Genomic DNA, 19,758 nt, shown 5'->3' with positions numbered 1-19,758 from the left:
AAGTACTTTAACGCAAAACTAAATCAATAGTCTTTGATCGCTGAAACCCTTATAAAATGGACTAAAAAGTATTTTAATGCAAACCAAAAAAGATGAAATAAAGCTGAAGAAGACTTATTGATCTGTTGACTGTGTCTGCTGAGCAGCTGCATATATGCGATCGCTGTGTCGATGCATTATCAGGTACTTTTTAGCGAGGATCAATACTTGGCGAGACACTGGATAGCTAAAGCGCGATCAGCGTATTTACGTCTTTGGCGAAGTCAGCTTTTAACCATCGTTTTTTGTTGATTTTACTGGGTTGAGCAATTACAATTGCTGATTGACTGACAAAAGTTGTCTTTGCTTATCTCTAATTTTTACTCAGTACCTCGGGCAATGGTCAGCTAATCGGGGATAGGTGCTGAAATGCCCATTTCATACCGACAAAAAAGACGCAAATACGTCGATCACGTTTTAACTGTCCAGTGCCCCGTCAACCAAGGCGCTACGTTCTTCTTTACAATTTAAAAGTCAACAAAAAAATAATCTAACAATCAAGATGGAGTAATTATGTTGTTAAACTTGTCTGATTATCAAGTATTCGAGAAGATCTATGAAAGTTCAAACTCTAAAGTTTATCGAGGTCGCCGAAATCAAGATAACTTACCAGTTATTTTTAAAGTTTTAAATACAGAATTTCCTACTGCACAAGTAATTGGAAGATATAAGCTGGAATATGAAATCACCAGAAGTCTTGGTTCAGATCTTGCGATCGCTGCCTATGATTTCAAACAACATCAATATGGCTTTCTAATTGTATTGGAAGATTTTGGGGGGGAGTCATTAGCGTCATTTTTGGATGCAAAAAAACTCAATATATTTGAATTTTTAACATTAGCAATTAAAATTTGTGAAGGAATCGGTTACATTCATCAAGCTAATATTATTCATAAAGATATCAATCCCTCAAATATAGTTTTTAATCCAGATACTCAGCAATTAAAGATAATTGATTTTGGAATTGCTTCTGATTTAAAAAAAGAGACATTAATGCTCGATCGCATTGAACTGTTAGAAGGAACTTTTGCCTACATATCCCCCGAACAGACTGGTCGGATGAATCGATCGCTAGATTATCGCACTGACATTTATTCGCTGGGGGTGACTTTTTATGAGATGTTAACGGGGCGTTTGCCATTTGAGTCTAGCGATCCGTTAGAACTAATTCATTATCATTTAGCACTAGAGCCGATCGCTCCAAACTTAATTGATCGGCAGATTCCACCAATACTTTCACAAATTATCTTGAAGTTACTGGCGAAGAATGCCGAAGACAGATACCAGAGTGTATGGGGCATAAAAGCGGATTTAGAGAATTGTCTAAGTCAGTTGCAGATAGAATGTAAAATCGAGACTTTTGAGTTGGCAGAGCAAGATATTGCGGATAGATTCTTGATTTCCGAAAAACTTTACGGTCGAACTAATGAAGTTGAGGTTTTATTAGCTGCCTTTGAGAGGGTAACGGCAATCGAAGATTCAGGCGATCTCGTGGAGATGGTTTTGGTGTCAGGATACTCGGGGATTGGCAAGTCCAGATTAGTGCAAGAAATCCAAAAGCCACTCACAAAAAGTCGCGGGTATTATATATCTGGTAAATTTGAGCAGTACCAACGTGATATCCCATATTTTGCAATCATTCAAGCTTTTCAGGGCTTGATCAAGCAATTGCTGACTGAGAGCGCGGAAGATTTAAGTGAATGGCGATCGCAACTTATCGCGGCATTGGGAATAAATAGTCACTTGATTACGCAGGTGATTCCATCACTGGAATTGATTATTGGCAAGAAAGCTGATGAATTAGCGATCGCTAATTCATCGGCTAATCTATCGGCTAGCGAATCACAGAATCGCTTTAATCGAGTTTTCCAAAGCTTTATTCAGGTTTTTGCTAAATTTGAACATCCACTTGTCATTTTTTTAGACGATCTGCAATGGACCGATCGCGCTTCCTTGAAATTGCTAGAGCTATTGGCAACAGCAACCTCAAAGCAATTTCTGCTATTGATTGGTGCATATCGAGATAATGAGGTGAATACTGCTCATCCGATGATGCAAATGATTGCGAATATTCAGCAAGCAGATGGAATAATTAGCCAAGTTTCGCTATCAGAATTAAATCTCACTGATATTAATCAGCTTATTGCGGATACTTTGCATTGCGCTCTAACTGATTGTTTATCCCTTGCGGAACTAGTGCAACAGAAAACAGGTGGAAATCCATTTTTTATCAATGAGTTTCTGAAGTCTCTGTATGATGAGAAATTATTGCAATTTGAATATTCATCGCGAACGTGGCAATGGTCGATCGCTCAGATTCAAGAAAAGGGAATTACGGATAATGTCGTGGAGTTAATGGCGACGAAGATTCAAAAACTGGGTGATAAAACCCAAAATCTACTTCAAATTGCTTCTTGTATTGGCAATCAGTTCGATCTTGATATGCTCGTACTTACATCAGATTCATCTCATCGTGAAACTATGCATTCTCTAAAAGAAGCGATAATTGAAGGATTGATATTACCACTCAGCAATGCCTACGAATCAATAAATTATGGTATCGAATTAACTAATGCTCGCCCTGCGATCGCTTATAAATTTGTGCACGATCGCATTCAACAAGCCTCCTACTCTCTAATCTCTGAAGTAACGCGAACCCAAATCCATCAAAGCATCGGCCAGCAGTTACTCAAAAGCACTCCCACTCTAGAGCTAGAAGCAAAAATATTTGATATCGTCAATCACCTCGATCTTAGCTTAGCGCTGATTTCCAGTCAGTCTGAGCGAGATCAACTAGCTCAACTCAACCTAATTGCCAGCAAAAAAGCTATAGCATCAACCGCATATAGAGCAGCATTTAACTTCGCAAAAACTGGTGTGGAATTGCTGGGAGCTTCAAGCTGGGAAAGAGAGTATGAATTATCGTTAGGGGCGTATCAGTTAGCTGTCGAAGCGGCATTTTTAAACGGTGATTTCGTGCAGATGGAGGATTTTGCCGTTGCAATTTTTAATCGTGCGGAAACTCTACTAGATAAGATTAAGATTTATGAAATTCAAATCCAAGCATTTGTCGCTCAAAATCAGCGGTTGGAAGCAATTAGAATTGGCGTTGAAACTTTAAATCTACTAGGGATAGAACTGCCGATTCGAGCCTCTCAAGCTGATGTCGGATCGGCACTACAAGAATTGCAAGCAATCCTCTCGGCGCATTCTGTCGATGATTTATTGGAGTTGCCGATGATGTCCGATGCGATCGCCTTAGCGGCGGTCAACATTCTTTTGAGCATTGCGGCAGCAGCTTATGTCGCCGCTCCAGAATTATATATTCTTGTCGTACTCCAATTAGTTAAACTATCGATCGCTAAAGGGAACTCTGAAGGTTCTTGCTATGGATATGCGGCTTGTGGCTTGATTCTCTGCGGATTGATGAATCAAATGGAACATGGATATCAATTTGGACAACTGGCTCTGCAACTGTTGGATCGATTTACATCTCAAACATTGAGAGCAAAAACCCTTGTTATCGTTTATGTATTTATTAATCATTGGAAAAGCTATCTGCAAGAGAGTTTGCCACCCCTACTAAGTTCTTATGCAATCGGCGTTGAAACAGGCGATTTTGAGTTTGCAGCTTATGGCTTATGTCTTTATAGCAATTATCTTTACTTTATGGGTGCAGAATTAGTCACTTTGGAACGAGAAATGACTGAGTACGGAAAGCTCATAAGCCAAATCAAACAACAAACAACTTTAAATTGGCTGCAAACGTACCATCAAGCGACCTTAAATTTACTCGGAAAGTCCCAAGATCCTTGTAGTTTAATCGGCGAAATCTATAACGCTGAGACGATGACACCAATTCACACACAGGCAGGCGATCGCAGCTCCTTGTATATGTTGTATTTTCATCAGCTAATTCTTTGCTATCTGTTTGAAAATCACGACCAAGCCAATCAGAATGCTTCCCAAGTAAGTTTGTATTTAGACTCAGGAATAGGTATTAAATCCTATGCATTATTTTATTTTTATGACACGCTCAATCTGTTAGCTATCTATTCAAAACTTTCGCCTGACAATCGCGAACAAACCTTAGTGAAAGTTGGGGCAAATCTAGCCAAGATAGAACTTTGGGCATCCCATGCGCCCATGAATTATTTGCATAAATGGCATCTCATCGTAGCCGAAAGATATCGAATATTGGGACAGACTTTAGAGGCAATGGAAGCTTACGATATAGCGATCACAGGGGCTAAAGAAAATGGCTATATCCAAGAAGAGGCCCTTGCCAACGAACTCGCCGCCAAATTTTATCTAGCTCAAAATCGTATCACGATCGCTAAAGCCTATATGCGAGAAGCAAGATATTGCTACACCCAATGGGGAGCTACAGCTAAAGTTCAGCAGATGGAAAATCGCTATTCAATGATTTGGGAGGTTCATTCGACAGATAGAAGTACAAACAAAAATCCACGCAATTCATTGTCTACTAGCACATCTTCTAAAAATCTAGATATAATCGATCTAGAGTCTGTCCTCAAAACATTTCAAGCGATCGCTAGTGAAATTCAGCTCGATCAGCTTTTAGCGACCTTGATGACGATCTTAATCGAGAATGCAGGAGCTGAGACTGGTTATTTACTTTTGCCAAACAACGTAAATCCTCAAGCGCAATGGCGTATTGAAGCTATCAAGGCAATCAATTCCAAAAATGTAATTATGCAATCAATTTCCATTGATGAGATTTCTACTGACAATAACTTTTATGTGCCAATCTCTCTAGTTAATTATGTCATTCGCACGCGAGAGAATGTCATTTTAAGTAATGCGGCTCAACTAGGCGATTTTCAAAACGATCCTTGGATCGTTAAGTACCAATCAAAATCAATTCTCTGTATGCCTTTGCTAAATCAAGGAACCTTGACTGCAATTGTTCTATTAGAAAATAATCTAATCCCTAATTCCTTTACACCAGAGCGAGTAGAAATCCTCAATCTCTTGTCATCCCAAGCTGCTATTTCTATTGTCAAAGCTCGCCTGTTAAAGCAACAAGAAGATTTAAATCAATCATTGCAAGCCGAAATCAGCGATCGCCAATTAGCCGAAAAAGAACGCGATCGCCTAATTGCGATTATCCAAGCCTCAACCGATATTATTGGGATGACATCACCTCAAGGGAAAGTAATTTGGAATAACGCTCAAGCCAATAAAGTTCAAGGGCTTGCACCTGATGCCGATGTTTCTAATTTAGAGATCCCGAATTATCATCCCGCATGGGCGTTAGACATTATTCAAAATCAAGGTATTCCCGCAGCAGTTACCAATGGAGTTTGGTTGGGCGAAACGGCGCTATTAACCCACGAGGGGATAGAAATTCCAGTCTCACAAATGATTATTACCCATAAATCTGATAATGGAGAACTAGAATATATTTCTACAATCATGCGTGATATTAGCGAAGCGAAAGAGCGTGAAGCTGCCCTGACGAGATCGGAAAAAACATTACAAAATTTAGTTGCAGGTACTGCGGCTGTTACAGGCGAAGACTTTTTTCCTGCACTGGCAAAACATATCGCTGAGGCTTTGCATGTCAAATATGCGCTAGTCACTGAGTTAGTTGGAGATCGGCTTCATGCATTAGCATTTTGGGCGCATGGAGCGATTCAACCTCCAATTACTTATTTTCCTGCATATACTCCTTGCGAAATAGCCTTGAGGAATGGCGAGTTTATCTGTGACAGCTTAGTACAGCAAATATTTCCAGAGGATCTCGATCTAGTTACGATGCAAGCCCAGAGCTATATGGGAATTTCCCTAAAAAATGCTAACGGAGAATCGATCGGGAATCTTTGCATTCTCGATACCCAACCGCTTCATGACACTGAAAGGATTGGGAATATATTGCAAGTTTTTGCGGCGAGAGCTTCCGCCGAGTTACAGCGCAAATATGCTAACGAGGCTTTGTCTCAACTCAACCAGTCTCTTGAAAATCGAGTCATCGAAAGAACTGCTCAATTGGAAGCAGCAAACAAAGAACTAGAATCTTTTTCTTACTCGGTCTCCCATGACCTCCGCGCTCCATTGAGGGCAATCGATGGATTTTCAAAAATGTTACAACAGGACTACAGCGATCGCTTAGATGCGGAAGGAGATCGCTATCTCAAAATAGTGCGCGACAATGCCAAACGCATGGGCGAACTAATCGACGATCTTTTAAATTTATCGCGGATGAATCGCAAAGAAATAACAAGGCGATCGATCATCATCATTGACCTCATCAAACAAGTATTGCATAGCTTTGAATTAGAAATAGGCGATCGGCAAATTGAGTTTGTAATTGCCGATTTGCCCAACTGTGAAGCCGATTCTTCTCTATTAACCCAAGTTTGGATTAACCTCATATCCAACGCAATCAAGTATACAAGTAAAACTGAAAATGCTCGGATTGAAATTGGCTGTCAGGTAATTAACAGTAAAAATACTTACTTTATCCGTGATAATGGGGCTGGCTTCGATATGCAATATGCTGACAAATTGTTTGGCTTGTTTCAACGAATGCACCTTGAGCGCGATTTTGAAGGCACAGGAATTGGATTAGCGATCGTGCAACGAATCGTCCAACGTCATGGCGGACAGATTTGGGCTGAAGCCGCCGTCAACCAAGGCGCTACGTTTTTCTTCACAATCCCCAATTAGGAGACATCCAAAATATGACAGCGCTATTCCCTGAACAACCGATCTTTATTGTCTTAGTTGAAGATAATCCCGCCGATGCCGAACTAGCTATACGGGCATTACGTCGTGGTCGAATTGCTAATCACATTGAATTATTGCAAGATGGGGCTGAGGCTCTCGATTTTATTTTTTGTCGCGGGGCTTATGCTCATCGACAAATCACCGATCATCCTAAGATAATTTTACTGGATTTAAAGTTGCCGAAAGTAAGTGGATTAGAGGTTTTGCGCCAAATAAAAGCCGATCCCCGTACCCAAATTATTCCGATTGTAGTGATGACTTCTTCCGCTCAAGATAGCGACATCATCGAGAGTTACAAATTTGGCGTGAATAGCTACATTGTCAAACCCGTAGATTTTGAGCAATTTAACAAATCTGTCGAGCAACTAGGACTTTATTGGGTTTTAATGAATCGAACTTCAAACTATTGATTAGTTCCAATCAGTCATCGATTTAACAACTGTCATGGTGGGGAGAACAGAAGCAAAAAAATAGCTACAACTTTTGTCGCAGTGCCTCAAAACTGTCGCTGAGATCGGCGATCGCTAGTGCTTCTTGATCGCCAGACTCTAGCCATTTGATTTGAACTTGTCCTGCTTCGATTTCGCTATCACCGATGACGATGGCAGCTTTCGCATTAGCATTACTAGCCCGTTTGAATTGTTTATCAAACTTTGCACCACTGAGATCGAGTTCTACTGTAAATCCTGCTTTACGGAATAGTTGAGCAATGGATAAAGCCTTAGCTTCAGCTTGTTCACCACGAGAAATAATGTAAAAGTCGATCGCTGCTTGTTTTTGTTCGGCAACCTGTTGCATGAGAATGACCAGACGCTCTAAACCGATCGCCCAACCGATCGCAGGTACATCCGCGCCGCCTAACTCCGAAATTAGGCGATCGTAACGTCCACCACCACAGACTGCCGACTGTGCGCCGAGGAGATTAGATTGAATCTCAAAGGCAGTACGGGTGTAGTAGTCCAAGCCACGCACAAGACGAGGATTGATCCGATAGGCAATATTGAGATCGGCTAATAGGCTTTGGACTTTCTCGAAATGTTGTTGCGACTCAGGGCTTAAATAATCGAGAATACTGGGCGCATCTTGAGAAATTTCTTGAGTGCGTTTGTCCTTGCTATCGAGAATTCTGAGAGGATTGCGAGTCAGGCGATCGCGTGAATCAGCACCAATTTCCTCAACAAAGGGTGTGAAATAGTCCACCAAGGCTTGACGATAAGCAACCCGATCTTCAGCACTGCCGACCGAATTAAGATCGACGACTAAATCTTTTAAACCAACTGATTGTAAAAAATCACTGGCGATCGCGATCGCTTCAGCATCAGCACGCGGATCGGCGCTGCCTATTACTTCGACACCTAACTGATGAAATTGGCGTTGGCGACCGGCTTGCGGACGCTCATAGCGAAACATTGCGCCCATGTACCAGAGTCGCTGTACGCCACCTTGGGCAAATAATTTATTTTCAATATATGATCGTGCCACACCTGCCGTGCCTTCAGGTCTCAAAGTCAAAGAACGATCGCCGCGATCGCTAAAGCTGTACATTTCTTTACCGACAATATCTGTGGCTTCACCGATACCCCTTGCAAATAGCTCAGTTGCTTCAAAAATGGGTGTACGAATCTCGGTATAGGCGGCTTGACTGAGAATTTGACGCGCAGTTGTCTCTAACTGCTGCCAGTAATAAATTTCGGGAGCGAGGATGTCGCGAGTGCCGCGTGTGACCTGAAGTGAAGACATGGATACTAACGGGTGATTTACATGAGACTGTGATGTTAAGTAGCTAGGCAAAATTAAATATAAAACTCCAGAATCTGTACCGCCCGCTACGCGGGCGGTACAGATTCTGTTACTGTCTTTTTAATTCGGCTGAGTTACTTATTCCAGAATACAGAGTTTTTGGTCGCGAAAACCCCCATTTTTGTTGAAAGTATTGCTTTGCAATACTTTCAATATTTAAGGAGACGGCGCAAAGCGCTGTCTTTTGTTTTTGGGTTTGGAGAGATTGCGATCGCACTGTACATTCAGGAGGTAACAAATCTAGGTAAAATCTGGATAGTGCCAGTTAATTTAAATATTCCTTATGCCAGAAGATAACGCCAACGTACCGCAAATAAACCAATCGGCTAATGAAGCAGTATTTAATGAGGTGCTAAAAAGTATAGACATCGACCCTGCTTTACTTGCTGAGCTAGGTGAAGTAACTAACGATCCTGAACAGGCGATCGATACAGCGATCCGTCAATGGTTGCAGCGTCGGGCGATCAAAGAAGCCGATCGCTCGCGCCCCCTGACGATGAATCCAGTTGTGCCTCCTCGCGGCGAGTGGAATGATTAGGATCAATCAGGAAAGCTATCGGTACTATGTAGAACCCAGAAATTATGTATGAATTTTGGCTAAAAGAAAGGCTGATCTTGATTATTGGACTATTTCAGTTCGGACTTATTCTAATAATGTTTACGATCGTCAATTTGAGCAAACTAATTTGGCGCAAGCTAACTTTAGATAAGCAAGATGTTAGTAATCAAAACAACCTAAATGAAATTAAATCTGCTGCGATCGCCCCAAGTTCACCTAATAACGCAAAAGATGCAGTGAATAACCTAGCTAATAATGAAATAAGTCTTGAAGGAAAACTGACCGATCATAGCGATCAAGCTTCGGCATCTTCACCAGATCCGACTGCGAATCAAGCAAACCTTCCTGAGATCGATCTTTCCTATAAAGTGGACATTGCACCAGAGTTGCTGACTGAACTATTGGAAATAACTGATAACCCTGCGGCAATTATTGATGAGGCGATCCGATCGTGGCTAAGACGGCGCAATGCTGACGATCTCGATTCTGGAAATCGAGATCGTCGTTTTCCAGTAGGTTTAAGATCCCATGACTCAAGGAGAGCATCACAACATTTGTGGAATGACTAGTGGTAACTGCCCCAAATCCATCTCTAAATTCACCATTCGATCTCGTCGTTGGTCAAGGTCAAGCGATCGCTCTATTAAAAGCTGCGATCAAACGAGATCGCATTGCGCCAGCCTATTTATTTGCTGGTGCGAGTGGTGTAGGACGCAGCAAAACAGCATCAGCATTTGCAGAGATTTTATTAGGCGATCGCAAGTCGGCTAATCGGCTAAGCGATCGCAATCATCCCGATTTGCTATGGGTGGAGCCGACTTATTTAGATAAGGGTAAAATGCTGACGGCAAAGGAAGCAGACACAGCGGGGCTAAAGCGTCGTGCATTGCCCCAGATCAGGATCGAGCAAGTGCGCGAAATTAGCGAATTTGTCAGCCGATCGCCTCTTGAAAGCAAGCGATCGGTCGTGATCCTCGAAGAAGCGCAATCGATGGCTGAGTCCGCCGCCAACAGTTTGCTCAAAACCCTCGAAGAACCTCTTTACGCCACAATTATTTTGATCGTTCCCGATGCTGGCTCAATTTTGCCGACGCTAGTTTCGCGCTGCCAACGCATTCCCTTTACGAGGCTCAATCAAGCGCAAATGCAAGAAGTCCTCACTCGCGAAGGTCATACTGATATTCCGCCCGAAGTGGTGGCACTGGCGCAAGGTTCTGCGGGTAATGCGATCGAGTCATTCGATCGCTTCAAAAGTATTCCTGCCGAGCTATTAAACTTAGTCCGCCAAATTCCTAACGATGCGAAAAGTGCGATGGCGATCGCCAAACAAATCAACAAGGAACTAGATGTAGATTTGCAGTTATGGCTGATTGATTATTTACAAAATTATTTTTGGGAGCAGCAAAGAACGAAGTCAGTTCTACAACATCTTGATAAAGCGCGGGAATTGATTGCCCGTTATGTGCAACCGAGACTAGTTTGGGAAGTGACGCTTCTACAAATAGCAGGAAAGATCTAAATCGCGACAATTAATAGCTAAGGGAGTTGGGTTAAGATCCTGACAGTTTGTGAGCAATAGGAGATCGGCAATGGACTGTAGAGGTAAAGAATTGTAGTTACTACGAGGTGAGGTATGCGTATAGGTTTGGAGATAGCACTTTTGACAGTCTTATCTTGTGGGCAAGTGCAACTGGTAGTATGCGATGCTGCGAGATCGCAATCTATCCAAGATCGTAAAGCAGCAGCCGAACGACTTTACAAACAAGGAAATCAGCAATATCAAGCTAATAAATATCAGGAAGCATTACAAGCTTGGGAGCAAGCTTTACAAATTTACCGTGAGATTAAAGATCGCAAGGGTGAAGGTAACTCATTGAATGGTCTAGGTAAGGCTTATGACGCACTTGAAGAGTACCAAAAAGCGATCAAGTTTTATGAGCAGTCATTGCTAATCATGAGAGAACTTAAGAATATAGCTCCCCTTGATGAGAGTACAACACTTTTTCGCATAGGACATGCTTACTCAATTCTGAATCAAGCAGAGAAAGCCACGATATTTTATGAACAAGCTTTGGCAATCAGGACGACAATCAACGATCTCCCTCACGCCTACTTGAGAGAAGTTATCGGAGAACTTGTGCTTATTTATGCGGATTTAGGACAATATCAAAAAATAATCGCAGTTTATGAGCAAGAATTAGCGATCGTGCGGCAGAGAAAGCTCCTGACAGAGCAAGTAAGAGTCATCTATAATCTCGCCCAAGCTTACCAATTTTCTAGAGACTATGAACGTTCCATTGTCATGTATCAGCAAGCCTTGGTAATTGCGAGGGAACTGAAAGATCGGGAACAAGAACGTAACTTGCTAGATAATTTAGGTAATGTTTATCTGAAGGCAGGAAAATATGAACTAGCAATCGCGATTTTTCAGCAGATGTTAGTAAGTTCGAGAATGTCTCCAGATCCTACTAGGCAAGCTATAGCCACAATCAGTTTAGGTGATGGCTATCGCAATTTAGGACAATATACACAGGCTATTAAGTTCTATCGGCAGGGCTTAGAGCTATCTCGCAAACTGATAGATCGGATTGCTCAAGCAGGAATTTTGGTTAAGCTCGGTAACGCTTATCTGAAGTTAGGAAAATATGAACAAGCGATCGCTCTTTATCAGCAATCTTTAGCGATCGCCCGCAGCATTGATCATCGTGATAGAGAAGGATTGCTCAGTAATATAGCTAGAGATCGACTTTACGACAGCTTAGGACAGGATGAAATCGCAATTCGTTTTTTTGCGCCGCGATATTATGTGATTCTGCCAGAAATCCAAGCTCGGATGGCGGAAGGCATCGTACTCAGTAATTTGGGGCTGGCTTACGAAAGGTTAGGTCAATTCGACAAAGCAATTGCCCTATATCAGCAAGAATTAGCGATCGCACGCGAAATCAAAGATATCGCCCGTGAAGGAGCAGTATTGAGCAATCTAGGTAATGCCTATGACAGTTCCCAACAATTTGACAAGGCAATTGTCATGCATCAGCAAGCTTTGACGATAATGCAGAAAATCAAAGATACTGCTAGTAAAGGTCGAGTACTAGTCAATTTGGCGAATACTTATCGTAATTTAGGGCAGAATGAGCAGGCGATTGAAATTTATCAACAAGCTTTAGCGATCGCCAGAGAAATTAAAAATCGCGATAGCGAAGGTACGGCACTCCGCAATCTGGGTGTAGCTTATGCCAATCGAGGACAGCACCAGCAAGCACTGGATATATATCAGCAAGCGGTAACCATCGCAAGGGAAATCGGCGATCGCGATGGGGAGGGTACTGTACTTAGCAATCTGGGTAAATTGCTGGCGATTAAAAAACAGCCTGAATTAGCTATTCTCTTTTACAAACAATCGATCAATGTCCGAGAGTCTATTCGTAAAGATATTCGCGGATTAAGCCAAGCAGAACAGAAATCTTACCTATCTACGGTCGAAACTTCCTATCGCGATCTTGCCGATCTCTTGCTCAAACAAGACCGCATCCTCGAAGCCCAACAAGTCCTCGATTTACTCAAAGTCCAAGAACTTAGCGACTACCTCCGCACCGTGCGCGGCAACGATCAAACCGCCCAAGGAGTCGATCTCCAACGCCCCGAGCAGAACATCATCGCCCTTGCAGGTGAACTCAACCAACTGCAACAAAAAGACCGTGAAGGCAAACTGAACGAAACCGAACAACAACGCCTCTCCCAACTCGTCCAAGCCGAACGCGATCAAAACAAACAATTTAACGCCTTTCTCGACAGCCCCCAAATCAAAAAACTGATCACCGAACTCCGCCGCAACGAAGACAACCAAAATGTTGATATTGCCAAATACCGCAAATTACAAAAAGATCTTCTATCGCAATTCCCTAACGCCGTTCTCCTCTATCCCCTCATTCTCAGCGATCGCCTAGAGCTAGTCATTCTCAATACCAAAATCCCACCCCTACGCCGCACCGTCAACATCAAACGCGAACAACTGAATCAGCTAATCATCGCTTTACGCGCAGACTTGCAAGATTCAGGCTCAGAAGACGTTAAACAAACCTCGCAGAAACTCTATGACATCCTGATTAAACCCTTTGAAAGCGAACTCAATCAACTCAAAATCAACACGATCATCTATGCTCCCGATGGACAACTGCGCTATATTCCCCTTGCGAGTCTCTATGATGGCAAACAATGGCTAGTCGAGAAATATCGTGTGAATAACATCACCGCCGAATCATTAACTGCTTTTAACAGCAAAGCGATCGCCAATCCTCACATCTTCGCAGGAGCATTTGGTGGTAAAGGAGGTGAAACCCGTTCAGGCTTTAACGGCTTACCTGCCTCAATTCCTGAAGTCCAGAAAATTACTAGCTTATTTCCTAATACTACCAGTCTGATCGAAAAGGACTTTACCAAGAAGGTAACAGCAGATAGAGCAAATTCCCATACGATTTTGCACCTTGCTACTCATGGTCAATTATTAGTTGGCACACCTGAAGATTCTTTTATTGTGTTTGGTAATGGGGAGAAGGTAACGATTGGTGAGCTTAAAGACTGGGATTTAAAGAATGTCGATCTTGTGGTGCTGAGTGCCTGTCAGTCAGGACTAGGTAGCAAGTTAGGCAATGGTGTCGAGATTCTCGGTTTAGGCTATCAAATGCAAGCGGCAGGAGCCAGAGTCGCGATCGCCTCACTCTGGAAAGTCGATGACGCAGGTACACAAGCCCTCATGGAAGCATTTTATGGAGAACTAAAAAAAGGTGATGTCCCCATAGCTGAGGCATTACGCAAAGCACAAGTTTCCCTAATTAAATCGTCAAATCACAATCATCCTTTCTACTGGTCGGCGTTTTTTGCGATCGGTAACGGGTTATAGATTTTGCGGATAAAGTTTAGAGCCTGTATTGTTAAACTAGATTGAGTTTTGTAGTTAGAGAAAAAGTTGCGGCTATGCATAAAAATTTGGGCGCGGCAGGACAAATCACCTTGATCGCTTTTTTATCTTGCTTACCTGTGCAAGTCTCCCTTAGCAGCGATCGCAGTTTTGCGCAAGAAGCCATAGACCGCAAAACCCAAGCAACACAGCTACTGGAGCAAGGAACGCAGCTATATGCCAATAAAAAATATCCTGAGGCGCTCGCCATTTGGCAAAAGTCCTTAGAAATATTTCGAGCGTTAAAAAGCCCCATTGATGAAGCGAAACTACTGGGTAACTTAGGGCTAGCCCACAACTATATGGGCAAGTACCAACAAGCGATCGCCTTCCACGAGCAATCTTTGGCAATTAGAATCCAAATCAACGATCGCCAAGGACAAAGTAATTCCTATAACAATCTAGGGCTAGCCCATGCATCTCTAGGACAATACGACAAAGCAATTGACCTTTACAAGCAAGCTTTGACCATTCGGCAGCAAATTGGCGATCGCGCTAACGAGAGGACAACTCTGGGTGGATTAATTGTCATTTATCAAGCTTTGGGTAAATATCAAGAAAACATCTCGCTATATCAACGGGTGATTACTGTTTCTAAAGAACTAAGCGATCGCCAAGGTGAAGCCAATGCCATATCGAATCTAGGGCTTACATATTATTCATTACAGAAATATCAACAGGCGATTGAATTCTATAAACAGTCTTTGGTGATTTTCAAAGAGATTAAAGATCGACTTGGAGAAAGCAATACCATCATCAATATGGCTGTAGCGTACAGAAATTTGGGACAATATCAGCCTGCGATCTCCGCCTTGCAAGAAGGACTAGCGCTCTCAAAACAAATTGGGAATCTATATAATCAAGCTTCGGCATTGACCAATTTAGGCAACACTTATTTCAATTTGGGGCAATATCAGAAAGCGATTGAGTCTTTTCAACAGGATTTGGCGATTAGAAAACAGCTTGGCGATCGCAACAGCGAAGGAGTCACCCTAAATAATATGGGTAATGCCTACTATTCACTAGGACAATATCAGAAATCCATTGATTTATTTGAGCAAGCTTTGGCGATCGCCAAGCAATTTAAGAACCTCCTTTCTGAAGGTGACGCATTGGGGAATTTGGGGCTTGCCTACGACGCTTTAGGACAATATCAAAAATCCTTGGAATTCCATCAGCGAGCCGCAGAAATTTCTAAGCAAATTGGTGATTTTCGAGGTGTCGGTAGTTCTCTAGCGAATATTGGTTTGGTATATAACAATCTTGGGCAATACCAAAAAGCTATAGAATTCCATCAACAGGCGCTAACCATCGCCAAGCAAATAGGCGATCGCCGCAGTGAAGGCGGCGCGTTAGGTAATTTGGCTAAAGCCTATAGCAGTTTGGGTCAATATCAAAAAGCGATTGACTTCAATGAAAAATCTTTAAGCATTGCTAAAGAAATTGGCGATCGCAATGGTGAAGGGACTCAATTAGGCAATCTTGGCGGTAACTACTATTATTTAGGTCAGTATCACAAAACGATTAACTTCTATCAGCAGTCCTTGTCCGTCTTAAAACAAATTGGCGATCGCAACGGCGAGGCAAATTTGCTAGGTAATTTGGGATTGGTGTATAACAATTTAGGTCAATATCAAAAAGCGATCGACTTTTTTCAGCCTGCCTTAACGATTTTAAAAAACATTGGCGATCGAAATGGGGAAGGAAATACTCTCAATAATCTCGGTTTAGCCTATCGGAGTTTAGGACAGTATCAAAAAGCAGCCGAATCCTATCAGCAAGCCTTTGACATTGCTCAAAAGATCGGTAATCGTGAAGGAGAAGGCGTTGCGACAAACAATTTGGGTCTGATTTACAACGATATCGGTCAGCATCAAGAAAGCATTAACTTCTTTGAAAAAGCCTTGAGCATCGCCAAACAAATTGGCGATCAAAAAGAAGAAGGTAATTCCCTTAACTTTTTAGGAGTCGCTTACAGCGCAATCAAACAACCGCAAAAAGCCTTTGTTTCTTATCAGCAAGCCTTAGAAGTCTCCCGAAAAATTGGCAATCGCGAAGGAGAAAGAGCAATCCTCAATAATATGGGTTTTTTGCTATCCCAACAGAATCAAGTTGAATCAGCGATCGTTTTCTACAAACAATCGATCAATGTCACTGAGTCCATTCGCAAAGATATCAGAGGCTTGAGCAAAGAGGATCAAACTAAATATTTAGCAACCGTCTCCCTCACCTATCGTCGTCTTGGTGATTTATTGCTCCAGCAAGGACGGGTGATGGAAGCATTGCAAATTATCGACCTGCTCAAAATTCAGGAGCTAGAAGACTATCTCAAAAATGTGAAAGGGAATGAGCGCACAGCAGAGGGCGTGAGATTTTTAGCGCCAGAAAAAGAGGTGCTTAGTCATTTGCCAACAATCAGCCTTGAAAAACTCTCTGAATTTAATCGTCTACTTTTCCGTGAAATCCAACAACTCCCGCAGTCAGAGATTAATAAGGTTCCTGTACATCTCCAAAAGCTTCCTCAGGGAGTCGTTTTAATTTATCCTTTGATTCTTAGCGATCGCTTAGAATTAGTCCTCTTTTCTGCTAACAGTTCCCCCATCAGCCGTAATGTCAAAATCTCTAAATCGAAACTAGAAGAATTAATCATTGATTTCAAATCTAGTCTATTAGATGCTGGATCTGAAGATGTACTAGAGCCAGCAAAAGAACTATATAAACTGTTGATTAAACCCATAGAGCAGGAACTCATTCAAGCAAAAGCGCAAACAATCCTCTATGCACCTGATGGACAATTGCGTTATGTTCCCCTTGCAGCTCTCTATGATGGCAAGCAATGGCTAATTGAGAAATATCGCATTAGCAATCTGATTTCCTACAGTCTCAGTGATTTTGTAGCTAAGCAAAAAGTGTCGCCAAGTATTCTCGCTGGCGCTTTTGGTGGCAAAGGAGGTGAGAAAAGGTTTGGTCAGTCAGGATTACCTGCTACGCTTAAAGAAGTGGAAGCGATCGCTAACTCCTTCCAAAACTCAACTACGCTTCAAGAAGAGCAATTTAGCCGCCAAGCTATTGAATCCCAATTCAAAAATTATAATATTCTCCATTTAGCCACCCATGCAGAATTTAATATCGGTGCGCCTGAGAAATCATTTATCATTTTTGGCAATGGCGACAAAATTGGTTTGAGTGAAATTACTGATTGGCAAATCCCAAATGTAGAGCTAATCGTACTCAGTGCTTGTCAAACTGGAACTAGCACATTAGAAAATGGTGTGGAGATTCTTGGCTTTGGCTATCAAGTCCAAAAAGCAGGTGTAAAAAATGCGATCGCCTCTCTTTGGAAAGTCGATGATGCTGGCACACAAGCTCTCATGGCAGCTTTTTATAAAGAGTTACAGAAAGGTGATGTTAATGTTACTGAAGCTTTGCGCAGAGCACAAATATCACTGATTAAATCTTCTAATTTCAATCATCCTAATTATTGGTCTGCATTTTTTGCGATCGGTAATGGGTTATAGGGAGAGAAAATTGCCAGATTAATTGCTGCGTCTTTTTTGTAACGGCTGATTCAGAAATAGAGATCGCGCCCATGTTACTAAATAAAGATTAGAAAGATGTGATGATGAGCCCTATTTTGCGCGGCTCATCATCAGCAATACCTTAATTAAGACCCTAAACTTAGGTAAATCCCTATGAGAATTCGTAGACGGAATTTTTTGCAGCTATTAGGAGGAACGACTGGAGCAATTTTTGCCAACGCATTGAGTAGCAATGCTCAAGCTAAAAACCCAAAAATTGTCATTGGCTATCCAGCCGTAACTCCAGCATTACCGCTCTACTTAGCCCTAGAAAAGGGTTACTTCACCAAAATGGGACTGGATGTGGAGGCGATCGCCTTTGCTAATCCTCAAGAAGTTGTCGAAGGAATCATTAAAGGAAAGATTCAGGCTGCGGGCAATGGAGTCTCATCTGGAAATTTAGCGATCGGCGAGGATAAATCCCCAGGTTTTTTCAAGATTATCTGTTCCAATAGCAGTAATACTAAGTTTGTCCTCGAACAGTTTGTCGTTGCCAAAAATAGCGAAATCAAACAGATTAGCGAACTAAACGGTAAAAAAGTTTGTTCGGGATTGGGTCCTCAGAATATTGCTTTAGCCAAAGCGATTTTGGCAAAAAATGGCTATCCTAATGCCCAAATAGTGCCTTTGTCCTTTGACAAGCATATTGCCGCGATCGAGTCAGGAGAAGTAGATAGTGCTTATACTTTGGAACCGATCGGCACTGTGGGACGAAGTGAAGGCAAAACGCGCACTCTCGAAGCAGGAGTTGTTTCTAAGTACATTCTTGGCGATCCTCTAGCGCCTTGGTTTGGAGGCTCGGCAGCAATCAGTACTAAGTTTCTTGCGGAGTATCCTGCGATCGCCCAAAAATTTATTACCGCCTATCGCATGGGAGTGATGGAAGTACGCCGCAATCCAATTCTATCGCGTAAATATTTGCAGCGTTATACAAAAATCAATCCCGCGCTGACCAGTCGAGTACCTCTACCAGACTACAGAATGTTTGATGAGTTTTCTGCTGACGATGTTAAATATTTTCAATATTTCTTTGATTTTCTCACCAGTGAGAAAGTCCTCAGCCGTAAAGTAGATGTATTGCCATTGCTACTCTCAAAATAATCTTTCTCCTTAAAGCCCCAAAAAAGCAAAGCGCCCGCGTAACGGGCGCTTTGCTTTTTTGGGGCTTTAGTTTTTATTACGTCAAGGTACTTAGTTACATTTTTTGTAACGATCACTTATTTTTCGGAATATGGCTTTATGCTGTCTGTTGTGCCACTGCGGGTTTTGATGTAAATGCGAGGGTTTTGGCGATGAATAAGGTTGTTAGTATTGCGATGTTGACTTTTTTGGCTTGTGGGCAAGTGCAGATAGTGATGAGTGAAAGCGTCCAAGCACAAACAAATCAAGACCGCAAAGCAGAAGCAACTCGGTTACTGGATCTGGGAATTAAAGCGAGACGTGCAAGTCAGTACCAAAACGCGATAGAGTCCGATCTTAATGCTCTTGCTATTTGCCGCGAACTCAAAGATCGGGATTGTGAAGGTCGTGCTTATAACGGATTAGGACTTGGATATTACTATTTAGGTCAATATGACAAAGCGATCGAGTTCCATCTGCAAAGCTTAACGATCGCGCGGGAACTCAAAGACCGTCGCGGTGAGGGACAGTCGCTGGGAAATCTGGGACTCGCTTACTATTCCCTCGGCAAATATGACAAAGCGATCGAGTTCCATCTGCAAAGATTAGCGATCGTGCGGGAAATCAAAGACCGTAGCGGTGAGGGACAGTCTCTGGGAAATCTGGGACTCGCTTACAATTCCCTCGGCAAATATGACAAAGCGATCGAGTTCCAACTGCAAAGCTTAGAAATCGCGCGGGAAATCAAAGATCGTCTCGGTGAGGGAGCCGCGCTGGGAAATCTGGGAATCGCTTACCTTTACCTCGGCAAATATGACAAAGCGATCGAGTACCAACTGCAAAGATTAGCGATCGCGCGGGAAATCAAAGACCGTCTCGGTGAGGGACAGTCTCTGGGAAATCTGGGAATCGCTTACTATTCCCTCGGCAAATATGACAAAGCGATCGAGTTC

General features: G+C 42.4%; 10 protein-coding genes. 9 read left to right on the top strand and 1 reads right to left on the bottom strand.

All coding sequences use genetic code 11. The features are described 5' to 3' along the window. Positions 1–552 precede the first annotated feature (552 nt). The gene (locus APA_RS06500) at positions 553–6,732 is read left to right on the top strand and encodes an AAA family ATPase (RefSeq protein WP_201321492.1); all 6,180 of its coding nucleotides are present in this window, start codon (positions 553–555) and stop codon (positions 6,730–6,732) included. 14 nt (positions 6,733–6,746) lie between these two features. Further along, the gene (locus APA_RS06495) at positions 6,747–7,202 is read left to right on the top strand and encodes a response regulator (protein ID WP_201321491.1); all 456 of its coding nucleotides are present in this window, start codon (positions 6,747–6,749) and stop codon (positions 7,200–7,202) included. 64 nt (positions 7,203–7,266) lie between these two features. On the opposite strand, the gene hisS is transcribed toward APA_RS06495, so the two are convergent. Continuing rightward, a complete protein-coding gene (gene hisS, locus APA_RS06490; protein ID WP_201321490.1) occupies positions 7,267–8,532 on the bottom strand; it encodes a histidine--tRNA ligase in 1,266 nt (421 codons plus the stop codon). A gap of 343 nt (positions 8,533–8,875) precedes the next feature. Between hisS and APA_RS06485 the strand changes: the two genes are divergently transcribed. The 7 genes from APA_RS06485 to APA_RS06455 form a co-directional block, all read left to right on the top strand. Beyond that, complete coding sequence (locus APA_RS06485) at positions 8,876–9,130, top strand: hypothetical protein (RefSeq protein ID WP_142657519.1); 255 nt, start codon at positions 8,876–8,878, stop codon at positions 9,128–9,130. Positions 9,131–9,174: 44 nt separating this feature from the next. After that, positions 9,175–9,720 carry a hypothetical protein gene (locus tag APA_RS06480; protein ID WP_201321489.1) on the top strand — a complete coding sequence of 182 codons (546 nt, stop codon included), beginning with the start codon at positions 9,175–9,177 and terminating at the stop codon, positions 9,718–9,720. Then, complete coding sequence (locus APA_RS06475) at positions 9,720–10,670, top strand: DNA polymerase III subunit delta' (protein ID WP_201321488.1); 951 nt, start codon at positions 9,720–9,722, stop codon at positions 10,668–10,670. The genes APA_RS06480 and APA_RS06475 overlap by 1 nt, the downstream gene beginning before the upstream one ends. Before the next feature lie 141 nt (positions 10,671–10,811). Continuing rightward, the gene (locus tag APA_RS06470) at positions 10,812–14,051 is read left to right on the top strand and encodes a DUF2225 domain-containing protein (RefSeq protein WP_201321487.1); all 3,240 of its coding nucleotides are present in this window, start codon (positions 10,812–10,814) and stop codon (positions 14,049–14,051) included. A 74-nt stretch (positions 14,052–14,125) separates the two neighbouring features. Then, positions 14,126–17,626 (top strand): tetratricopeptide repeat protein, encoded by a 3,501-nt coding sequence (locus APA_RS06465; protein ID WP_201321486.1) that lies wholly within the window; start codon positions 14,126–14,128, stop codon positions 17,624–17,626. A 174-nt stretch (positions 17,627–17,800) separates the two neighbouring features. Continuing rightward, positions 17,801–18,787, top strand: a complete 987-nt coding sequence (locus APA_RS06460; protein ID WP_201321485.1) for an ABC transporter substrate-binding protein — start codon at positions 17,801–17,803, stop codon at positions 18,785–18,787. Positions 18,788–18,978: 191 nt separating this feature from the next. Beyond that, positions 18,979–19,758: tetratricopeptide repeat protein (locus APA_RS06455; protein WP_201321484.1), on the top strand; the 780-nt coding region annotated here is incomplete at its 3' end.

Source organism: Pseudanabaena sp. lw0831 (assembly GCF_016584665.1).
In the GTDB taxonomy this organism is placed as follows: domain Bacteria; phylum Cyanobacteriota; class Cyanobacteriia; order Pseudanabaenales; family Pseudanabaenaceae; genus Pseudanabaena.
Note: the sequence above shows the minus strand (reverse complement) of the source record. Positions and strands in the feature narration are given on the sequence as shown.